Source organism: Nocardioides sp. WG-D5, from assembly GCF_054031175.1.
Map to the genome: position 1 here is coordinate 1,245,966 of NZ_CM132928.1, position 15,713 is coordinate 1,261,678.

The 15,713-nt window shown below is 71.2% G+C and carries 15 protein-coding genes and 1 pseudogene; 11 read left to right on the forward strand and 5 right to left on the reverse strand.

Features of this window, described 5'->3' with window-relative positions; translation table 11 throughout:
• Genes ACWZJV_RS06110 through ACWZJV_RS06135 form a run of 6 tightly spaced genes read left to right on the forward strand, consistent with a single transcriptional unit; the run spans nucleotide 1 to nucleotide 5,047 of the window.
• The gene (locus tag ACWZJV_RS06110) at nucleotides 1-1,134 is read left to right on the forward strand and encodes an 8-amino-7-oxononanoate synthase (RefSeq protein WP_457180603.1); all 1,134 of its coding nucleotides are present in this window, start codon (nucleotides 1-3) and stop codon (nucleotides 1,132-1,134) included.
• Entirely contained in the window at nucleotides 1,131-1,787 is a 657-nt protein-coding gene (gene bioD / locus ACWZJV_RS06115) for a dethiobiotin synthase (protein ID WP_457180604.1), read from the forward strand. Before ACWZJV_RS06110 ends, bioD begins: the two co-directional genes overlap by 4 nt.
• An 11-nt stretch (nucleotides 1,788-1,798) precedes the next feature.
• Complete coding sequence (locus ACWZJV_RS06120) at nucleotides 1,799-2,794, forward strand: metal ABC transporter substrate-binding protein (RefSeq protein ID WP_457180605.1); 996 nt, start codon at nucleotides 1,799-1,801, stop codon at nucleotides 2,792-2,794.
• Nucleotides 2,791-3,630 (forward strand): metal ABC transporter ATP-binding protein, encoded by an 840-nt coding sequence (locus tag ACWZJV_RS06125; RefSeq protein WP_457180606.1) that lies wholly within the window; start codon nucleotides 2,791-2,793, stop codon nucleotides 3,628-3,630. Before ACWZJV_RS06120 ends, ACWZJV_RS06125 begins: the two co-directional genes overlap by 4 nt.
• A 3-nt stretch (nucleotides 3,631-3,633) precedes the next feature.
• On the forward strand, nucleotides 3,634-4,653 hold the full coding sequence (locus ACWZJV_RS06130; RefSeq protein ID WP_457180607.1) for a metal ABC transporter permease: 1,020 nt from the start codon (nucleotides 3,634-3,636) through the stop codon (nucleotides 4,651-4,653).
• Nucleotides 4,640-5,047 carry a Fur family transcriptional regulator gene (locus ACWZJV_RS06135; RefSeq protein WP_008363789.1) on the forward strand — a complete coding sequence of 136 codons (408 nt, stop codon included), beginning with the start codon at nucleotides 4,640-4,642 and terminating at the stop codon, nucleotides 5,045-5,047. The genes ACWZJV_RS06130 and ACWZJV_RS06135 overlap by 14 nt, the downstream gene beginning before the upstream one ends.
• A gap of 106 nt (nucleotides 5,048-5,153) precedes the next feature.
• On the opposite strand, the gene ACWZJV_RS06140 is transcribed toward ACWZJV_RS06135, so the two are convergent.
• The 3 genes and pseudogenes from ACWZJV_RS06140 to recO form a co-directional block, all read right to left on the reverse strand.
• On the reverse strand, nucleotides 5,154-5,933 hold the full coding sequence (locus tag ACWZJV_RS06140) for an isoprenyl transferase (protein ID WP_457180608.1): 780 nt from the start codon (nucleotides 5,931-5,933) through the stop codon (nucleotides 5,154-5,156).
• Nucleotides 5,934-6,102: 169 nt separating this feature from the next.
• Nucleotides 6,103-7,248, reverse strand: a pseudogene (locus ACWZJV_RS06145) (YibE/F family protein); the annotation flags it as partial.
• A gap of 7 nt (nucleotides 7,249-7,255) precedes the next feature.
• Nucleotides 7,256-7,984 (reverse strand): DNA repair protein RecO, encoded by a 729-nt coding sequence (gene recO, locus ACWZJV_RS06150; RefSeq protein WP_008363785.1) that lies wholly within the window; start codon nucleotides 7,982-7,984, stop codon nucleotides 7,256-7,258.
• An 86-nt stretch (nucleotides 7,985-8,070) separates the two neighbouring features.
• On the opposite strand from recO, the gene ACWZJV_RS06155 reads away from it, so the two are divergent.
• Both ACWZJV_RS06155 and ACWZJV_RS06160 read left to right on the forward strand, forming a co-directional pair.
• Nucleotides 8,071-9,534, forward strand: coding sequence for an HTTM domain-containing protein (locus tag ACWZJV_RS06155; protein WP_457180609.1), 1,464 nt, complete (start codon nucleotides 8,071-8,073; stop codon nucleotides 9,532-9,534).
• Between the two features lie 91 nt (nucleotides 9,535-9,625).
• Entirely contained in the window at nucleotides 9,626-10,450 is an 825-nt protein-coding gene (locus ACWZJV_RS06160) for an ion transporter (protein WP_457180610.1), read from the forward strand.
• Nucleotides 10,451-10,459: 9 nt separating this feature from the next.
• Here the strand turns inward: ACWZJV_RS06160 and pdxR are convergent, their stop codons facing one another.
• Nucleotides 10,460-11,848 carry a MocR-like pyridoxine biosynthesis transcription factor PdxR gene (pdxR, locus tag ACWZJV_RS06165; RefSeq protein WP_457180611.1) on the reverse strand — a complete coding sequence of 463 codons (1,389 nt, stop codon included), beginning with the start codon at nucleotides 11,846-11,848 and terminating at the stop codon, nucleotides 10,460-10,462.
• Between the two features lie 67 nt (nucleotides 11,849-11,915).
• Here pdxR and ACWZJV_RS06170 point away from each other — a divergent pair, with 67 nt between their 5' ends.
• Nucleotides 11,916-12,890 (forward strand): DMT family transporter, encoded by a 975-nt coding sequence (locus tag ACWZJV_RS06170; RefSeq protein ID WP_457180612.1) that lies wholly within the window; start codon nucleotides 11,916-11,918, stop codon nucleotides 12,888-12,890.
• Here ACWZJV_RS06170 and leuA read toward each other — a convergent pair.
• Nucleotides 12,871-14,631, reverse strand: coding sequence for a 2-isopropylmalate synthase (gene leuA, locus ACWZJV_RS06175; protein WP_457180613.1), 1,761 nt, complete (start codon nucleotides 14,629-14,631; stop codon nucleotides 12,871-12,873). The genes ACWZJV_RS06170 and leuA overlap by 20 nt on opposite strands.
• A gap of 195 nt (nucleotides 14,632-14,826) precedes the next feature.
• Here leuA and ACWZJV_RS06180 point away from each other — a divergent pair, with 195 nt between their 5' ends.
• On the forward strand, nucleotides 14,827-15,222 hold the full coding sequence (locus ACWZJV_RS06180; RefSeq protein ID WP_307785547.1) for a pyridoxamine 5'-phosphate oxidase family protein: 396 nt from the start codon (nucleotides 14,827-14,829) through the stop codon (nucleotides 15,220-15,222).
• Nucleotides 15,222-15,710, forward strand: a complete 489-nt coding sequence (locus ACWZJV_RS06185) for a flavodoxin family protein (RefSeq protein ID WP_457180614.1) — start codon at nucleotides 15,222-15,224, stop codon at nucleotides 15,708-15,710. The genes ACWZJV_RS06180 and ACWZJV_RS06185 overlap by 1 nt, the downstream gene beginning before the upstream one ends.
• The last annotated feature ends 3 nt before the right edge of the window (nucleotides 15,711-15,713 follow it).

Genomic DNA, 15,713 nt, shown 5'->3' on the forward strand with positions numbered 1-15,713 from the left:
ATGAGCTGGCAGACCTGGCTGGACACCGCGGCCACCGCACGGGAGGAGGCCGGGCTGACCCGGCGGCTGCGGCCGCGCGGCCCTCAGGACGCCACCTCGAATGCGCACAGTGTCGACCTGGCCGGCAACGACTACCTGGGACTCTCCCGCCACCCCGAGGTACGCCGCGCCGCGGCCGACGCGGCGATGCTCTGGGGAGGTGGCGCGGGTGCGTCCCGGCTGGTCACGGGCACCCTGACACTGCACGGCGAGCTGGAGGACGAGCTCGCCGACTGGCTGGGCCAGCCGGGAGCGCTGACGTTCTCGACCGGCTACCACGCGAACCTCTCGGTGGTCGGCGCCCTGGCCGACCGGACCGCCCACGTCATCTCCGACGCCCACATCCACGCCTCCCTGATCGATGCCGTCCGGCTCTCCCGGGCCCAGCTCACGGTCGTGCCGCACAACAACGTGGCCGCGGTGCACGCGGCGCTGGCCGCCCGGCCGGGCGTCCGCACCCTCGTGCTCGCCGAGTCGGTCTACTCGGTGCTCGGCGACGAGGCTCCGTTGGTCCAGCTCGCCGAGGTGTGCGCGGCGTACGACGCCCTGCTGGTCGTCGACGAGGCCCACGGCGTCGGCGTGCACGGGCCCGGCCTCGTCCACAGCCACGGCCTCGCCGGGCGCCCCGAGGTGCTGGTCACCGCGACGCTCTCCAAGAGCCTGGGCAGCCAGGGCGGGGCGGTGCTGGGCCCGCGGGCGGTCCTCGACCACCTGGTCAACACCGCCCGGCCGTTCATCTTCGACACCGGTCTGGCTCCCGCCTCCGCGGCCGCGGCGCTGGCCGCGGCGCGGGTGGCGCGGTCGCGCCCGGATCTGGCCGGAACCATCCGCGCCCGTGTCACCGGGTTGGCGCGGACCCTGGGGGTCGCGTCCCCTGCCGGCGCGGTGCTGTCGGTGCCGATGCCGTCGCCCGAGGCGGCGGTGGCCGCGCAGGCGGATCTGCTCACCGAGGGCGTACGTGTCGGCTGCTTCCGTCCGCCGTCGGTCCCCGACGGGGTCTCCCGACTCCGGGTCACCGCCGGGGCGGGTGTCACCGACGAGGACTGGGACCGGGCGGTCAAGGCCATCGACACGGTCGTGGGTGAGACGCGATGAACGCACCGAGGGGACGGGTGGTGATCGTCACCGGCACCAACACCGGCGTCGGCAAGACCGTCGCGACCGCGACGCTGGCCTCCCGGGCGCGCACGAACGGCGAGAAGGTCACGGTCGTCAAGCCGGTCCAGACCGGCACCGACGACGGTGACTGCGACGCGGCCGAGATCCAACGGCTGACCGGGATCGAGGTCCACGAGCTGACCCGGCTCGGGGAGCCGCTCGCGCCCGACACCGCGGCCCGGCGGGCCGGGGTGGAGATCCCGCCGGTCGCTGCGTACGCTCCGACGATCTCGGCGCTGACCAGGGACAACGATCTCGTCCTCGTCGAGGGCGCCGGTGGTCTGTTGGTGCGCCTGGACACCGACGGCGGCACGCTCCTGGACCTGGCCGACGCGCTCCTCGTCGGCGGCACAGCGACGTCGTTCGTGGTTGTCACCGCGGCCGGGCTGGGCACCCTCAACCACACCGAGCTGACCGTGGCCGCGCTCCGCGCGCGCGGCCACGAGCCCGACGGGCTGATCATCGGCTCCTGGCCCGGCGATCCGGGTCTGGCCGAGCGGTGCAACCGCATCGACCTCCCCCGGGTGACCGGCGTACCCCTGCTCTTCGGCATCCCGGAAGGAATTGACAACCATTCTCAACTGACCTGAGAATGGTTCTCATGGCCCCCACTATCCGCTCCGCCGGGCTCCTTGCTGCCGGCGCGCTCCTGCTCACCTCCGGCTGTGCCGCCCTCTCCGACGACTCCGGTTCCGCCGGCTCCGACTCGGGGAAGGTCGAGGTCGCGGCCGCGTTCTACCCGCTGCAGTTCGTCGCGGAGCGGGTCGGGGGTGACCTCGTCGACGTCACCGGCCTCACCAAGCCGGGCGTCGAGCCCCACGACCTCGAGCTGAGCATCAACCAGACCGCCGCGCTGCAGAGTGCCGACGTGATCCTCACCGAGCACGGCTTCCAGCCCGCCGTCGACGACGCGATCGAGCAGGACGTCAAGGGCACCGTGGTCGACGTCGAGAAGACCGTCGAGCTCCGCCCCGCGGAGGGCGGCGAGGACGAGCACGGCCACGAGGAGGAGGAAGCCCACACGGAGGAGAGCGAGGACGCTCACGCCGAGAAGAGCGAGGACGCCCACGACCACGGCGAGCTCGACCCCCACTTCTGGCACGACCCGGCGCTCATGGCCGACTACGCCGAGGCCGTCAGCGCCGCACTGGCGAAGGCCGACCCCGACAACGCCGAGACCTACGCGGCCAACACGAAGGACCTGACCGAGGACCTGACCGCGGTCGACGAGGAGTTCAAGACGGGCCTGGCGCAGTGCAGGATCAAGGACGTCGTCGTCTCCCACGACGCCTTCGGCTACCTGGACAAGTACGGTCTGGAGTTCGAGTCGATCGCCGGCCTGACCCCCGACGCCGAGCCCAACCCGGCCCAGCTCGCCGAGATCGGCGAGCACGCCAAGGAGCACGGCGTGACCACGATCTTCTCCGAGCGCCTGGTCAGCACCGCGCTCGCCGACACCCTCGCCGACGACCTCGGTCTGAAGACCGCCGTGCTCGACCCGATCGAGGGCCTCTCGGCAGACACCGAGGGAGAGGACTACCTTTCCCTCATGCGCCAGAACCTCGACGCCCTGAAGGCGGCCAACGGTTGTCAGTGACCAAGTCCGGGAACGGCTCAGGAAACAGCACCGTCCCCGCCGATGTCCCCGTGCAGCTCCTGCGCGGGGATGTCGCGCTGTCCGGACGCCCCGTCCTGCGCGAGGTGGACCTGACCGTCAAGCGCGGTGAGTTCGTCGCGCTGATGGGGGCCAACGGCTCCGGCAAGTCCACGCTCGTACGCACCCTGGTCGGCCTCAACCCGCTCTCGGCCGGTCGCCTGGAGCTCTTCGGCCGCGCCCTGGCCGGCTTCCACGACTGGTCACGGGTCGGCTACGTGCCGCAGCGGAGCACGGCCACCGGCGGCGTACCGGCCTCGGTGTGGGAGGTCGTCGCCTCCGGCCGACTCACCCATCGCAAGCTGCTGCGGCCGCTGCGCAGCGCCGACCGGGCCGCGATCCGGGCCGCCCTCGAGGTGGTCGGGATGGATGCGTACGCCCATCGCGGGGTCGCCCAGCTCTCCGGAGGTCAGCACCAGCGGGTGCTGATCGCGCGGGCGCTCGCCGGTCGCCCCGAGCTGCTCCTGCTCGACGAGCCCACCGCCGGGGTCGACCTGCCCAACCAGCACGCCCTGGCCGAGGCGCTCAGCCGCCTCAAGGCCGACGGCGCCACGATCGTGCTGGTCGCCCACGAGCTCGGGCCGCTGGCGCCGCTGGTCGACCGCGCCGTCGTCATGCGCGACGGGCGCAAGGCCTACGACGGCCCTCCCCTCTCCGACGCCGACGTGCACGCTCAGGGCTTCGACGCCGGCCACGTCCACTGCGACACTGGGCTCGGTTCAGCTGGCTCGGCTACCACGCCCAACGCCGCCGTCCCGACCCCGCTGAAGGAGCTCTAGGCCATGACTCTTCTCGAGCTCTTCTCGGTCCCGTTCATGCAGCGGGCGCTGATCGCGGCGTTCCTCGTCGGGATCGCGGCTCCCGCGGTCGGCACCTACATCGTGCAGCGACGTCTCGCGCTGATGGGCGACGGCATCGGTCACGTCGCCGTCACCGGTGTCGCGATCGGCCTGTGGACCCAGACGTCACCGACCTGGACCGCGGTGGTCGTCGCCGTCGCTGGGGCCGTGGTCATCGAGGTCGTACGCGAGCGCGGCCACGCCGAGGGTGACGTCGCCCTGGCGATGCTCTTCTACGGCGGGCTCGCCGGCGGCGTCTTCGTCACCGGGCTGGCCGGCACCGGCGCCTCCCGGCTCCAGGAGTTCCTCTTCGGCTCGATCCTGACGATCTCGGTCGACGACCTGCTCGTGACGATGGCGCTCGCCGTCGTGCTGATCGTGATCTGCGTCGGCCTCTCGCCGCAGCTGTTCGCGGTCTCCCAGGACGCCGACTACGCCAAGGTCGCCGGGCTGCCGGTGCGGTTCTACTCGATCCTGGTCGCCGTGCTGGCCGCGCTGAGCGTGGTGATCGCGATGCGCACCGTCGGCCTGCTCCTCGTCTCCGCGCTCATGGTCGTGCCGGTCGCGATCGTGCAGCAGCTGACCCGGTCGTTCCGGATGACGCTGCTCGGCGCGATGGGTGCCGGGCTGGCCGCCTCGGTCGGCGGCCTGGTGCTGGCGGCCGCGCTCTCGCGCACCGGCGCCAACGTCCAGCCCGGTCCCAGCATCGTGCTGGTCGCCCTAGCCGGGTTCTTCCTGGTCTGGCCCGTCGGCGCCTGGCTGCGCCGCCACCGGGCGCTCGTGGCCCCGTTCCCCGACACCTCGCCCGAGGAGAAGCCGGTCGACGAGTCCCACCCGCACCATCACGGCGAGAAGTGCGGCCACGTGGCGGTCGAGCACGGCGACCACGTCGACTACATCCATGACGGGCACCGGCACGCGGCGCACGTCGGCGCGGAGGGAGAGCACTATGACGAGCACTGACCCGTTGGCGGCCGATTCCCAGAGCGCGCTGCGGCCCACGAAGCAGCGGCTCGCGGTGGCAGAGGCGCTACGGACGTACGACGGCTTCCACTCCGCCCAGGAGATCCACTCCCGTCTCGACGGCGCCGTCGGCCTCGCCACCGTCTACCGCACCCTGACCGCGCTGGCCGAGGCCGGCGCCGTCGACGCGATGCGCTCCGAGGACGGCGAGACCATCTACCGCCGCTGCTCCGACACTCACCACCATCACCTGGTCTGCCGCGGCTGCGGCCGCACCGTCGAGGTCGAGGGCCCCGCCGTCGAGCGCTGGACCAAGACCATGGCCGAGGAGAACGGCTTCACCGACGTCTCCCACACCCTGGAGATCTTCGGCACCTGCACCGACTGCCGCTGATCCCGCGAGTCTGTAGTTCTGGTGGCCGAGTCGGTAGTTGTGGCGAACGATTCGACACTTTCGTCACCCACAACTACCGACTCGACCCCCTCTTCTACCGTCTCGGCTAGACGGGGTTCGGGAGGGCACCGCCGTAGCGGCGGTCCCGGGAGGCGTACGTCTCGATGGCATGCCACAGGTGGCGGCGGTCGACGTCGGGCCAGAGCACGTCGGTGAAGACGAACTCGGAGTAGGCGGCCTGCCAGAGCATGTAGTTGGACAGCCGCTGCTCGCCGGACGTGCGCCAGATCAGGTCGGCGTTGGCGAGCTCGGGGACGTAGAGGTACTTCTCGATCGTCTTCTCGGTGATCTTGTCCGCACGCAGGCGGCCGGCGGCGACGTCCTCCCCCATCCGGCGCATCGCGTCGGTGAGCTCGGCGCGGCCGCCGTAGTTGACGCACATCGTCAGGGTGCACACCGTGTTGTGGCGCGTCATCTCCTCGGCGACCTTGAGCTCGTTGATGACCGACTTCCACAGCCGCGGGGCGCGGCCGGCCCAGCGAACCCGGACGCCGAGCTCGTTCATCTCGTCGCGGCGGCGGCGGATGACGTCGCGGTTGAAGCCCATCAGGAACTTCACCTCGTCGGGCGAGCGCGACCAGTTCTCGGTCGAGAACGCGTAGGCGGAGATGGCCTTCACACCGATCTCGATGGCACCTTCGACGACGTCGAAGAGCGAGGACTCACCCTCTTCGTGGCCCCTGGTCCGGGGGAGGCCACGCTCCTTGGCCCATCGGCCGTTGCCGTCCATGATGATCGCCACGTGCTCCGGGACGAGGTCCTTGGGGACCGGGGGCGGGGTAGCCCCGGACGGGTGGGGTGTTGGGGTACGGACCGGCTTGCTCACGAGGCCCCACCCTAGTCGGCGGATAGCCGGCGGGCGGCTGCGGCCTGGGCTGCTGAGGTGGCCTGGGCTGCTGCGGCGGCCTGGGCGGGACCATCGGGCGCCGGGGCGCGTCGTACTCCATCTCCGCAGGGTTCCCGGCCGGGCCGGGGACGGTCAGCGCGCCGATGATCGTGGTGATCGGCATGGCGAGCACCACGCCGATGCCCGCGGCCATCGTGGAGACGATCTCGCCGGCCATCTGCTCGGTGGTCAGCAGCGAGAAGAACGTCCGGTCGTAGAGCTGGATCACCAGCAGCAGGGTCAGCGCGGTGCCGACGTAGGCGAACACGATCGTGTAGATCGTCGAGGCGACGTGGTCACGACCGATCCGCATCGCGCCGCGGAAGATGTCCCAGCGCGAGGTGGACGGTCCGGCGGCACGCAGCTCCCACACCGCGGACGCCTGGGTGATGGTGACGTCGTTGAGCGCACCGAGGCCGGCGATGATCACCGCGGCGACCAGGAGGCTCTGCAGGTCGAGCGCGGCGTCGAGCGAGGAGAGCGTCTGACCGCTCTCCGAACCCAGCCCGCTGAGCCGGCTCCCGCCGATCGCGAGGGTGCCGATCAGCGCCGTCACCGCGACGCCGGCGAGCGTGCCGGCGAGCGCCACCGACGTACGCACCGAGAGCCCGTGGGTGGTGTAGAGCACGACGTAGAGGATCAGCACCGAGGAGACCAGCGCGACCCAGGCCGCGGGCTCGCCGGAGAGGAGCGCGGGCAGCAGGAACAGCCACACCACCGCCCCCGCGAAGCCGAGGCCCAGGACGGCCATCAGCCCGCGCAGCCGCGCGACGGCGACGACGCAGACCACGAAGAGACCGACCAGCAGGAGCAGCGGCGGTCCGCGCTTGACGTCGAAGAAGGCGTACGTCGCCTCCCCCTCCTTCTCGGTGCGCGAGAGCTCCACCTCGTCACCGGCCTCCAGCCCGGAGCGGGCCATCGGGGTCGAGATCTCGACCGCCAGCTCGGTGCCGGAGTCGGGTCCGCTGGTGAGCTTCACGGAGGCCTTGTTGCAGCCCTCGGGCGTGCCCTCGGCGGTGCACGGCTCGGCGACCGAGGTCACCTCGGCCGTCTCGAAGACGACGCCGTCGGCGATGAACTCCTGGGACCCCTGGAGCTTGTCGACGGCCGCGCTGTCGGGCCACCAGACCGCGACGCCGACGACGGTGAGGACGGCGACGAGCACCAGCGAGACCGTCAGCACCATCCGCGGCAGCGCCTCGACCTCCACCTCGGCGTCGTGCCCGCCGTGCGAGTGGCCGTGCGAGTGGCCCATCGTGTCCTCAGCTCTCGACGTATTCGAGCGAGCGCAGGTTGCGGTCCAGATGCCAGGAGAGGTACGCAGCGACCAACCCGCTCGCCTGCCTGCTGGTCCGGTCCTCGGCGCGGCCGACGGTATCCCAGTCACCTGAGAGCAGCGCACCGAGGTGGGTCAGCGTCTCCGGCGAGGGCGTCGCCGAGCCGGGCACCCGGCAGGTCGTGCACAGCGCGCCACCCATGGAGACGTTGAACCACCGGTGCGGACCCTCCAGCCCGCAGCGCGCGCAGGCCTCGAAGCTCGGCGCGTAGCCGGCCACGGCCAGGGATCGGAGCAGGTAGGAGTCGAGCACGTGCCGGGGAAGCCGGTCGCCCTGGGCGAGCACCCGCAGCCCGCCGACGAGCAGCAGGTACTGCTGCGGCGCCGGCTCGCCCTCCTCGTGCACCAGCCGGTCGGCGGTCTCGAGCATCGCGGTGCCGGCGGTGTAGCGGTCGTAGTCGAGCCCGATGCCCGCGTGGAACAGGGTCAGCGTCTCGGCCTGGGTGATCGTGTCGAGGTTGCGCCCCTCGGCGAACTGCAGGTCGACGTGGGTGAACGGCTCCAGCCGCGAACCCCACCGCGAGGTGGTGCGCCGCACGCCCTTCGCCACGGCGCGCACGCGCCCGTGATGGCGGGTGAGCATGGTGATGATCCGGTCGGCCTCACCGAGCTTGTGGGTGCGAAGCACGATGGCCTCGTCGCGGTAGAGGGGCACGGTCCCATTCTGCCGCACCGGCCTGGAGCAGACGTCAAACGAGGCGATGACGACACGCCGACGAAAATCCCGATCATAATGCCGCCATGACCAGGCTCAGCCGGTCCACGTTCGCCGTGGCCGACGTACGGACCCAAGGGCTGAGCTTCGACCGGCTCAGCCTGTTCACCATGCTCTGGGCGGGACAGGGTCTGATCCAGCTCCTCACCTATGAGTACTTCCCCCACGACGCCCTGTTCGGCCTGCTCCTGGTGGCAACGCTCGCGACGATCGTCCTTCCCCACCGCACCCCGGCGCTCGCGACGATGCTCGTGCTCAACCTGGCCTATTCCTGGGCACACCTGCCCTACCAGGTCAATCATCATCTGCTCGAGGACTGCATCAACCTGATCCTGCTCGGCGCGCTGGCCATCGCGTGGCTGCGGCGCAGACGCGGTCGAGCCGACATCCGGTCGGCGGCGTACGAGGCCTTCGCGGGCCCGGCCCGCGGTGCCTTGGTCGTCGTGTACGTGTGGTCGGGGATCGCGAAGGCCAACACCGACTTCTTCGACCCGATGGTGGGTTGCGCAGCCACCCTGCTCGGCACCGCCCTCCATGCCGAGCAGAGCAGCGCGGTCGTGGCAGGACTCGCCACTCCGGCGGCGGCCGCCGCCCTGGTCACCGAGATCGGCCTGGGGCTGCTGCTCGCCTTCCGCAGGACGCGGTTCCTCGCGATTCCGACCGGGCTGCTGTTCCACCTCTCCCTCGCGATGGTCCCGATCGCGGCGATCCAGGCGTTCAGCTACATCGCGATCGCGATGTACGTCCTGTTCCTCAGCCCCGAGGTCGCCACCGCGGGCGGCGACCTGATCGGCAGCAGCCTTCGCCGGCTGCGGCACCACCTGGTCGCAACCGTCGCGACCGGCGCGGCGGCGGTCGGTCTGCTGGTGGTCGCCGTGACGCTCGCGTCCAGGGCCGTCGGGTCCGACGACGCCTTCACCTATGCCCGGGTGGGTCTGTGGTTCCTCGGCCTCGTGGTTCTCGTCGTCGTCTACTTCCGGTCGATGCTCGTGGTGGTACGCCGCGAGGGGCCGCGCGCCATAGCCGTCTCCGACCCGCTGTTCACCGGGTCGCGCGTGCTGTGGGTCGTGACTCTGCTCGTCCTGGTGAACGGCACCCTCCCCTATCTCGGGTTCAAGACGCAGACGTCGTTCACGATGTTCAGCAACCTCTGGACCGAGGACGGCCGGACGAACCACTGGTTCATCAGCCCGACCCTCCAGATCGGCGACTATCAGGGCGACCTGGTCGAGATCATCGAGACCGATGACCCCGAGCTCGCCGAGGTCGCCGCCGTGGGGCACTCGTTGACCCGGTTCGAGTTCGAGCGGGCTCTGAGCGCGAAGGACGACATCTCCGTGGTGTGCCGCTGCTACGGGCAGACCCGTCGCATCGAGAAGGTCGATGGCGAGTTCACCGGCTATGAACCCCGCTTCTCCTACACCCCGTTCCTGGGCAGGGTGATGTCGTTCCGCACGGTCCCGGACGGCAAGGTCGCCTGCACCCAGTGACCGCGCCGCCGACCTCACGTCGCAGCCACACAATGGCAACGACGCGTGTGGGTGATCGTGATCGGTGGGCTCGTCTCCTATCGTGCCGGTCATGAGCTCACCAGGCATCGCGACCGCGCCGCCCCAGCCCGCGCACGACGACCGCGAGCCCGGCACCGCCGCCGGACCGCCGGTCACCGTCGTCGACTGGCTGATGCTGGCGCTCGCCGTCGTCTCGGTGGCGGCCGTGGTGTGGGTGTCGTTCTGGGACGTCTCCCAGGTCTGGTACGACCGGGTCGTCGTCGCCGACTACGTCGTCTGCGGCATCTTCGCCGTCGAGTTCGTCGTCCGCTGGCTCCGCTCGGGGCTCGGCTGGAAGTTCCCGCTGCTCTACTGGTACGAGCTGCTCGGCATGATCCCGCTCGGGCTCGCCGCCAGCCCGGCCTTCCGTGGCTTCCGGCTGCTGCGGATCGTGCTCATCCTGCTCAGGCTGATGCGCGCGGCCGACCGTGCCTTCGGCGACCGGGTCTCGGCGTACGTGGTGGGGAGGTTCTCCGGCGCGATCGTCAACGCGATCCGCAAGCCGATCACGGTCGCGGTGCTCGACGAGGTGATCGCGGTGATCCAGACCGGCAACTACACCCGGCACATCTCCAGCGCGATCGAGGAGAACCGGGCCGAGATCGACACGCTCATCATCGACCTGATCCGCCAGGACCAGACGACCGGGAAGCTGCGCTACCTCCCCTTCCACGACGACGTCGTCCGGCTCGTCGCCGACACGGTGCTGCGCCTGGTCGACGAGGGCCTGGCCGACCCGCGGGTCCACGAGATCATCTCCGACGCGATCCGGGAGTCCGCCAAGGAGCTGCGGGAGAACATCGGCTCGGACCAGCACGCCGCGGTCAAGCTCGACCAGGAGCGGTTCGGGAAGTAGACCCGTCCGCTACGTCGGCTCCCGGGTGATCAGCGGCGCCAGCCGCCTGACGGCCTCTCGGAGGCGGTCCGGGGTCGTCGCCGCGTAGCCGATCACCAGGCCCGGCGGACCCTCGCCCTGACGGTGCCGGGACAGCGGGTGGACGGCGATACCCGCCTCGAGCGCAGCCTCGGCCACGGCGGCGTCGTCGATGCCCTCGGGCAGTGTCGCCAGTACGTGCAGCCCGGCTGCGACGCCTCGGACCCGAACGGCCGGCAGATGCTCGGCGAGCGCCTCGAGCAGGGCGTCGCGCCGGGCCTTGTGTCGCTGCCGGACCAGCCGCAGGTGCCGCTCGAAGGCACCCGAGGTCAGCATCCGCGCCAAGGTGATCTGGGGCAGCGCCGGGCTGGCCAGGTCGAGCCAGTAACGGGTCTCGACCAGCTCCTCGTGCATGCCCGGTGGGGCGATCAGCCAGCCGATCCGCATCGCCGGCGCCAGGGTCTTGGACACGCTGCCGAGGTGGACGACCCGGTCGGGGGCGAGCACCTTCACCGCGGAGACCGGCGGCCGGTCGTAGCGGTGCTCGGCGTCGTAGTCGTCCTCGATCACCAGCCGGTCCGGCACCGCTCGGACCCACTCGACCAGCTCCCGTCGCCGCTGCGGCGAGAGCACGACCCCGGTCGGGAACTGGTGCGCGGGCGTGACCACGACGGCGTCGACCCCGCCGGCGTCGAGCGCCGCCACGTCCAGGCCGTCGCCGTCGACCGGGACCGGCACCGTCGTCATCCCCCACCGTTGCAGGTGCACCCGGCCGCCGTAGGACCCCGGCTCCTCGAAGCCGATCGTGGTCCGGCCGCGCTCCTCCAGCCAGCGCGCCAGGAGCACGAGGCCCTGGGCGACGCCGTTGACCACCAGGATCTCGTCGGGCGAGACCGTGATGCCACGCGTACGCCCCAGCCAGACCGCGAGCGCCTCCCGGAGCGCCGGTACGCCGCGGGGATCGCCGTAGCCGAGCTCGGCGCTGCCGACCTCGGCGAGCACCTCCCGAGACGCCTTCGCCCACGCCGCCCGCGGGAAGGCGGACAGGTCCGGAACTCCTGGGGAGAGGTCCAGCTCGGGCGTCGGGAGGCGGGTGGCGGCACCGAGGCGGCGTACGGCTCCGGGGACCGCACTCACCCGCGTGCCGCCGCCGCTGCGGGCCGAGAGCAGTCCCTCGTCCGTGAGCCGCTGGTACGCCTCGACGACCACCCCGCGCGAGACGCCGAGCTGGGTGGCGAGGGTGCGCGAGGCCGGCACCCGCGCGCCGACCGCGAGCCGGCCGTCGGCGACCGCGTCGCGCAGGGCGCCGGTGAGCCACGCCGCCAGGCCACCGGGCGGCACCCCGGCCGGGTCGAGCTGGAGGAAGTCGGCTCCGGTCACTTGGTCTACTTTGCCATGTCGATCTTGGATCTGTCTGCCAGACCAAGTCGGCGCGAACCTCGTAGTCATGACCACCGATGCGCTCCCCCGCCCCGACACCACGACCACTGACCGCGGCGGCGCGTCGCCGCATGGCGGCACCCTGCTCGGCATCGCGTTCGCCGCCGCCGGGATGGTCTGCGTGGGCAGCAGCGTCGCGGTCTCGGCCGCGATCACCGATGCCCCGCTCTTCACGCTCCAGTCCGTCCGCTACGCCCTCGCCGCCCTGCTCCTGCTCACGGTCGCCCGCGTCACCGGCTGGCAGGTGCCGCGCCCGCGCGGCGCCGAATGGCTCTGGCTCGCCGGGGTGGCGGCCGTCGGACTGGTGCTCTTCAACGTCGGGGTCGTCCGCGGCGTCGCCCACGCCGAACCGGCGGTGATCGGGGTGGCCGTGGCAGCGGTCCCGATGCTCCTCGCGGTCGTCCCGGCGATCGCGACCCGCACGTTCCCGGCACGCACGGTGATCCTCGGGGCCACGGTCGTGACGACGGGAGCGATCCTGGTCCAGGGCTTCGGACGGACCGATGCGGCGGGCATCGGCTACGCGCTCCTCGTCCTCGTCTGCGAGGCGGGCTTCACGCTCCTGGCGGTGCCCGTGCTGCGGCGCCTGGGCGCCTTCGGCGTCTCGTTCCACTCGGTGTGGATGGCGGCCGCCGGCATGGCCGTCATCGGGGTCGTGACGGAGGGCCCGGCCGCCGTCATCACGCTCGACACCGTCGATCTGCTCGCGGCGCTCCATCTGGCCGTGGTCGTCACCACGCTCGCGTTCCTGCTCTGGTTCACCGCGGTCGGGCGCCTCGGCTCCGGCCGCGCCGGCCTGCTGACCGGCGTCGTGCCGGTCGCGGCGGCCGGCCTCGGCGTACCTCTCAACGGGGTCGTGCCCGGCCCGATGGTCTGGCTGGGCACGGCCGTCGTCGCGCTGGGCCTGGTGATCGGCCTGCGCGGCGGCGCCGCCGCGGGTGACCCCGCAGCGGCGCCCGGCGTCAGCGCTGCGGGATCGTGACCGCCTGGGCCCGGTTGGCCGCGCAGACGACGGCCCGCAGGGAGGCGGTGACGATGTTCTCGTGGATGCCGATGCCCCACACGATCTCGCCGGCGATCTCGCACTCGACGTACGCAGCGGCCTTGGCGTCACCGCCCGACGAGAGCGCGTGCTCGGCGTAGTCGAGGACCCGGATCTCGGCGCCGGCCTCCTTGAGCGCGTCGACGAACGCGGCCACCGGACCGTTGCCGACGCCCTTGTAGGTGCGCGCCTCGCCACGGACGCGGAGGTCGACGACCTGCTCGTCGCCACCCTCGGCGTCGGTCACCGAGGACCAGCTCTCCAGGGCGTACGGCTCCTCGCGCTCGAGGTACTCCGCGGAGAAGATCGACCAGATCTCCTCCGGGCTGACCTCGCCGCCCTCGGAGTCGGTGTGCTGCTGGACCACGCGCGAGAACTCGATCTGCGCCCGACGCGGCAGGTCCAGGGAGTGCTCGGTCTTGAGCAGGTAGGCGACGCCGCCCTTGCCGGACTGGCTGTTGACCCGGATGACCGCCTCGTAGGTGCGGCCGACGTCCTTGGGGTCGATGGGCAGGTAGGGCGCCTCCCACGGGATCTCGCTGACGTCCTTGCCGGACTCGGCGGCGATCCGGTCGAGGTCCTCCAGGCCCTTCTTGATGGCGTCCTGGTGGGAGCCGGAGAAGGCGGTGTAGACCAGGTCGCCGGCGTAGGGGTGGCGCGGGTGGACGTTGATGTTGGTGACGTACTCGACGGTGCGGCGGATCTCGTCGATGCCGCCGCCGACCCGGAAGTCGATCTGCGGGTCGATGCCCTGGGAGAAGAGGTTCATGCCCAGGGTGACCAGGTCGACGTTGCCGGTGCGCTCGCCGTGACCGAACAGGCAGCCCTCGACGCGGTCGGCGCCGGCCATCAGGCCGAGCTCGGTGGCCGCGACCGCGGTGCCGCGGTCGTTGTGCGGGTGGAGGCTGATGGCGGAGTGCTCGCGGCGGGTCAGGCCACGGCCGAAGTACTCGATCTGGTCGGCGTAGGTGTTCGGCGTGGACATCTCCACGGTGGCGGGCAGGTTGAGGATGATCTCGCGGCCGGCCTCCGGCTGCCACACGTCGCTCACCCGCTCACAGACCTCCAGCGCGTAGTCGGTGTCGGTCTGGGTGAAGATCTCGGGGCTGTACTGGTAGCCGAAGTCCTCGGTGCCGATCAGCTCGGGGACGTGCTCCTCGGCGTACTTCATCACCATCTCGGTGCCGCGCACCGCGATCCCGATGCACTCGGCCGGGGTCACGTTGAACACGACCCGGCGGAACAGCTCGGCGGTGGCGTTGTAGAGGTGGATGGTGGCGCGCGGGGCGCCGGCGATCGACTCGGCGGTGCGCGAGATGAGGTCCTCGCGCGCCTGGGTCAGGACCGAGATCTGTACGTCATCGGGGATCCGGTCCTCCTCGATCAGCTTGCGCACGAAGTCGAAGTCGGTCTGGCTCGCGCTCGGGAAGCCGACCTCGATCTCCTTGTAGCCCATCGCGACGAGCAGCTCGAACATCCGCAGCTTGCGGGCCGGCGTCATCGGGTCGATCAGGGCCTGGTTGCCGTCACGCAGGTCGGTGGAGAGCCACCGCGGAGCCTTGGTGATCTTCTTGGCGGGCCAGGTGCGGTCGGGTACGTCGACGGGCACGAACGCTCGGTAGCGCTCGAACGGCATCCCCGACGGCTTCTGCTGATTGCGGGAGTTGCTCAGGTTGGTCATGCGGATTCCTCATCAGGTGGGAGCGAGTGCCGGCGCACGTCGAACCTCCGCAGCGAGGGAGTCCGGCTTCTCAGACCCCGCTGCGGCAGCTAAGGAGGAGGCTGCGCATCATGACTCGGTAACAATAACAGAACAGAACTGGCAGACTGACACCGAACGGCTGAACCGGCATCTTGGCGAATGGGAGGAACGGGCGTGGCCCAACTGGAAGAGCTCACCGTCGAGGAGTCGTGGCGGCTCGCGGCGGACACCCCGATCTCCCGGATCGGCTGGACCGGGCCGCGCGGACCGGTGGTGCTGCCGGTGAACCACCTCGTGCACGAGCAGTCGGTCTGGATCCGCACCTCGGCCCACTCCTCGATGGCCGAGCAGATCGACGAGAGTGCCGTGGCGCTGCTGGTCGACGAGCTCGACCCGGACACCCACGTGGGCTGGTCGGTGCAGTTCAAGGGCCGCGCGGAGATCCTCTATCGCGAGGAGCAGATCCCCGACGCCGTCAAGGATCTCCACACCTGGCCGGCCGGACCTCGTCCGTTGTGGGTGCGGCTGCACCCCAAGGAGGTCACCGGCCGCCGTCTGGCAGCCGGTTGATGCCGCGCCTGCTCGTCGTCCACCACTCCCCCACCCGGTCGCTGCAGCGGCTGACCGATGCGGTCGTCTCCGGCGCCAACGACCCCGAGATCGAGGGCGTCGAGGTCCTCGTCCGTCCCGCGCTGGAGGCCACGGCCGACGACGTCCTCGCCGCCGACGGCTACGTGCTCGGCACGAGCGCCAACTTCGGCTACATGTCGGGCGCCCTCAAGCACTTCTTCGACTCGACCTTCCTGGCCGTCGGGGGTGCCCTCGACCCCTCCGGGGCAGCCGGCGAGTCTGCCGGTGCGACCTCCAAACGGCCCTACGGCCTCTACGTCCACGGCCGCTACGACACCACCGGCGCGATCCGCTCGGTACAGTCCATCGTCGGCGCGCTGGGCTGGGCCCAGGCCTTCGACGTCCTCGACGTCCTGGGAGACGTCGAGGACGCGCATGTCGAGGCGGCGTACGAGCTGGGCGCGACGCTGGCTGCGGTCCTGGACTGATCT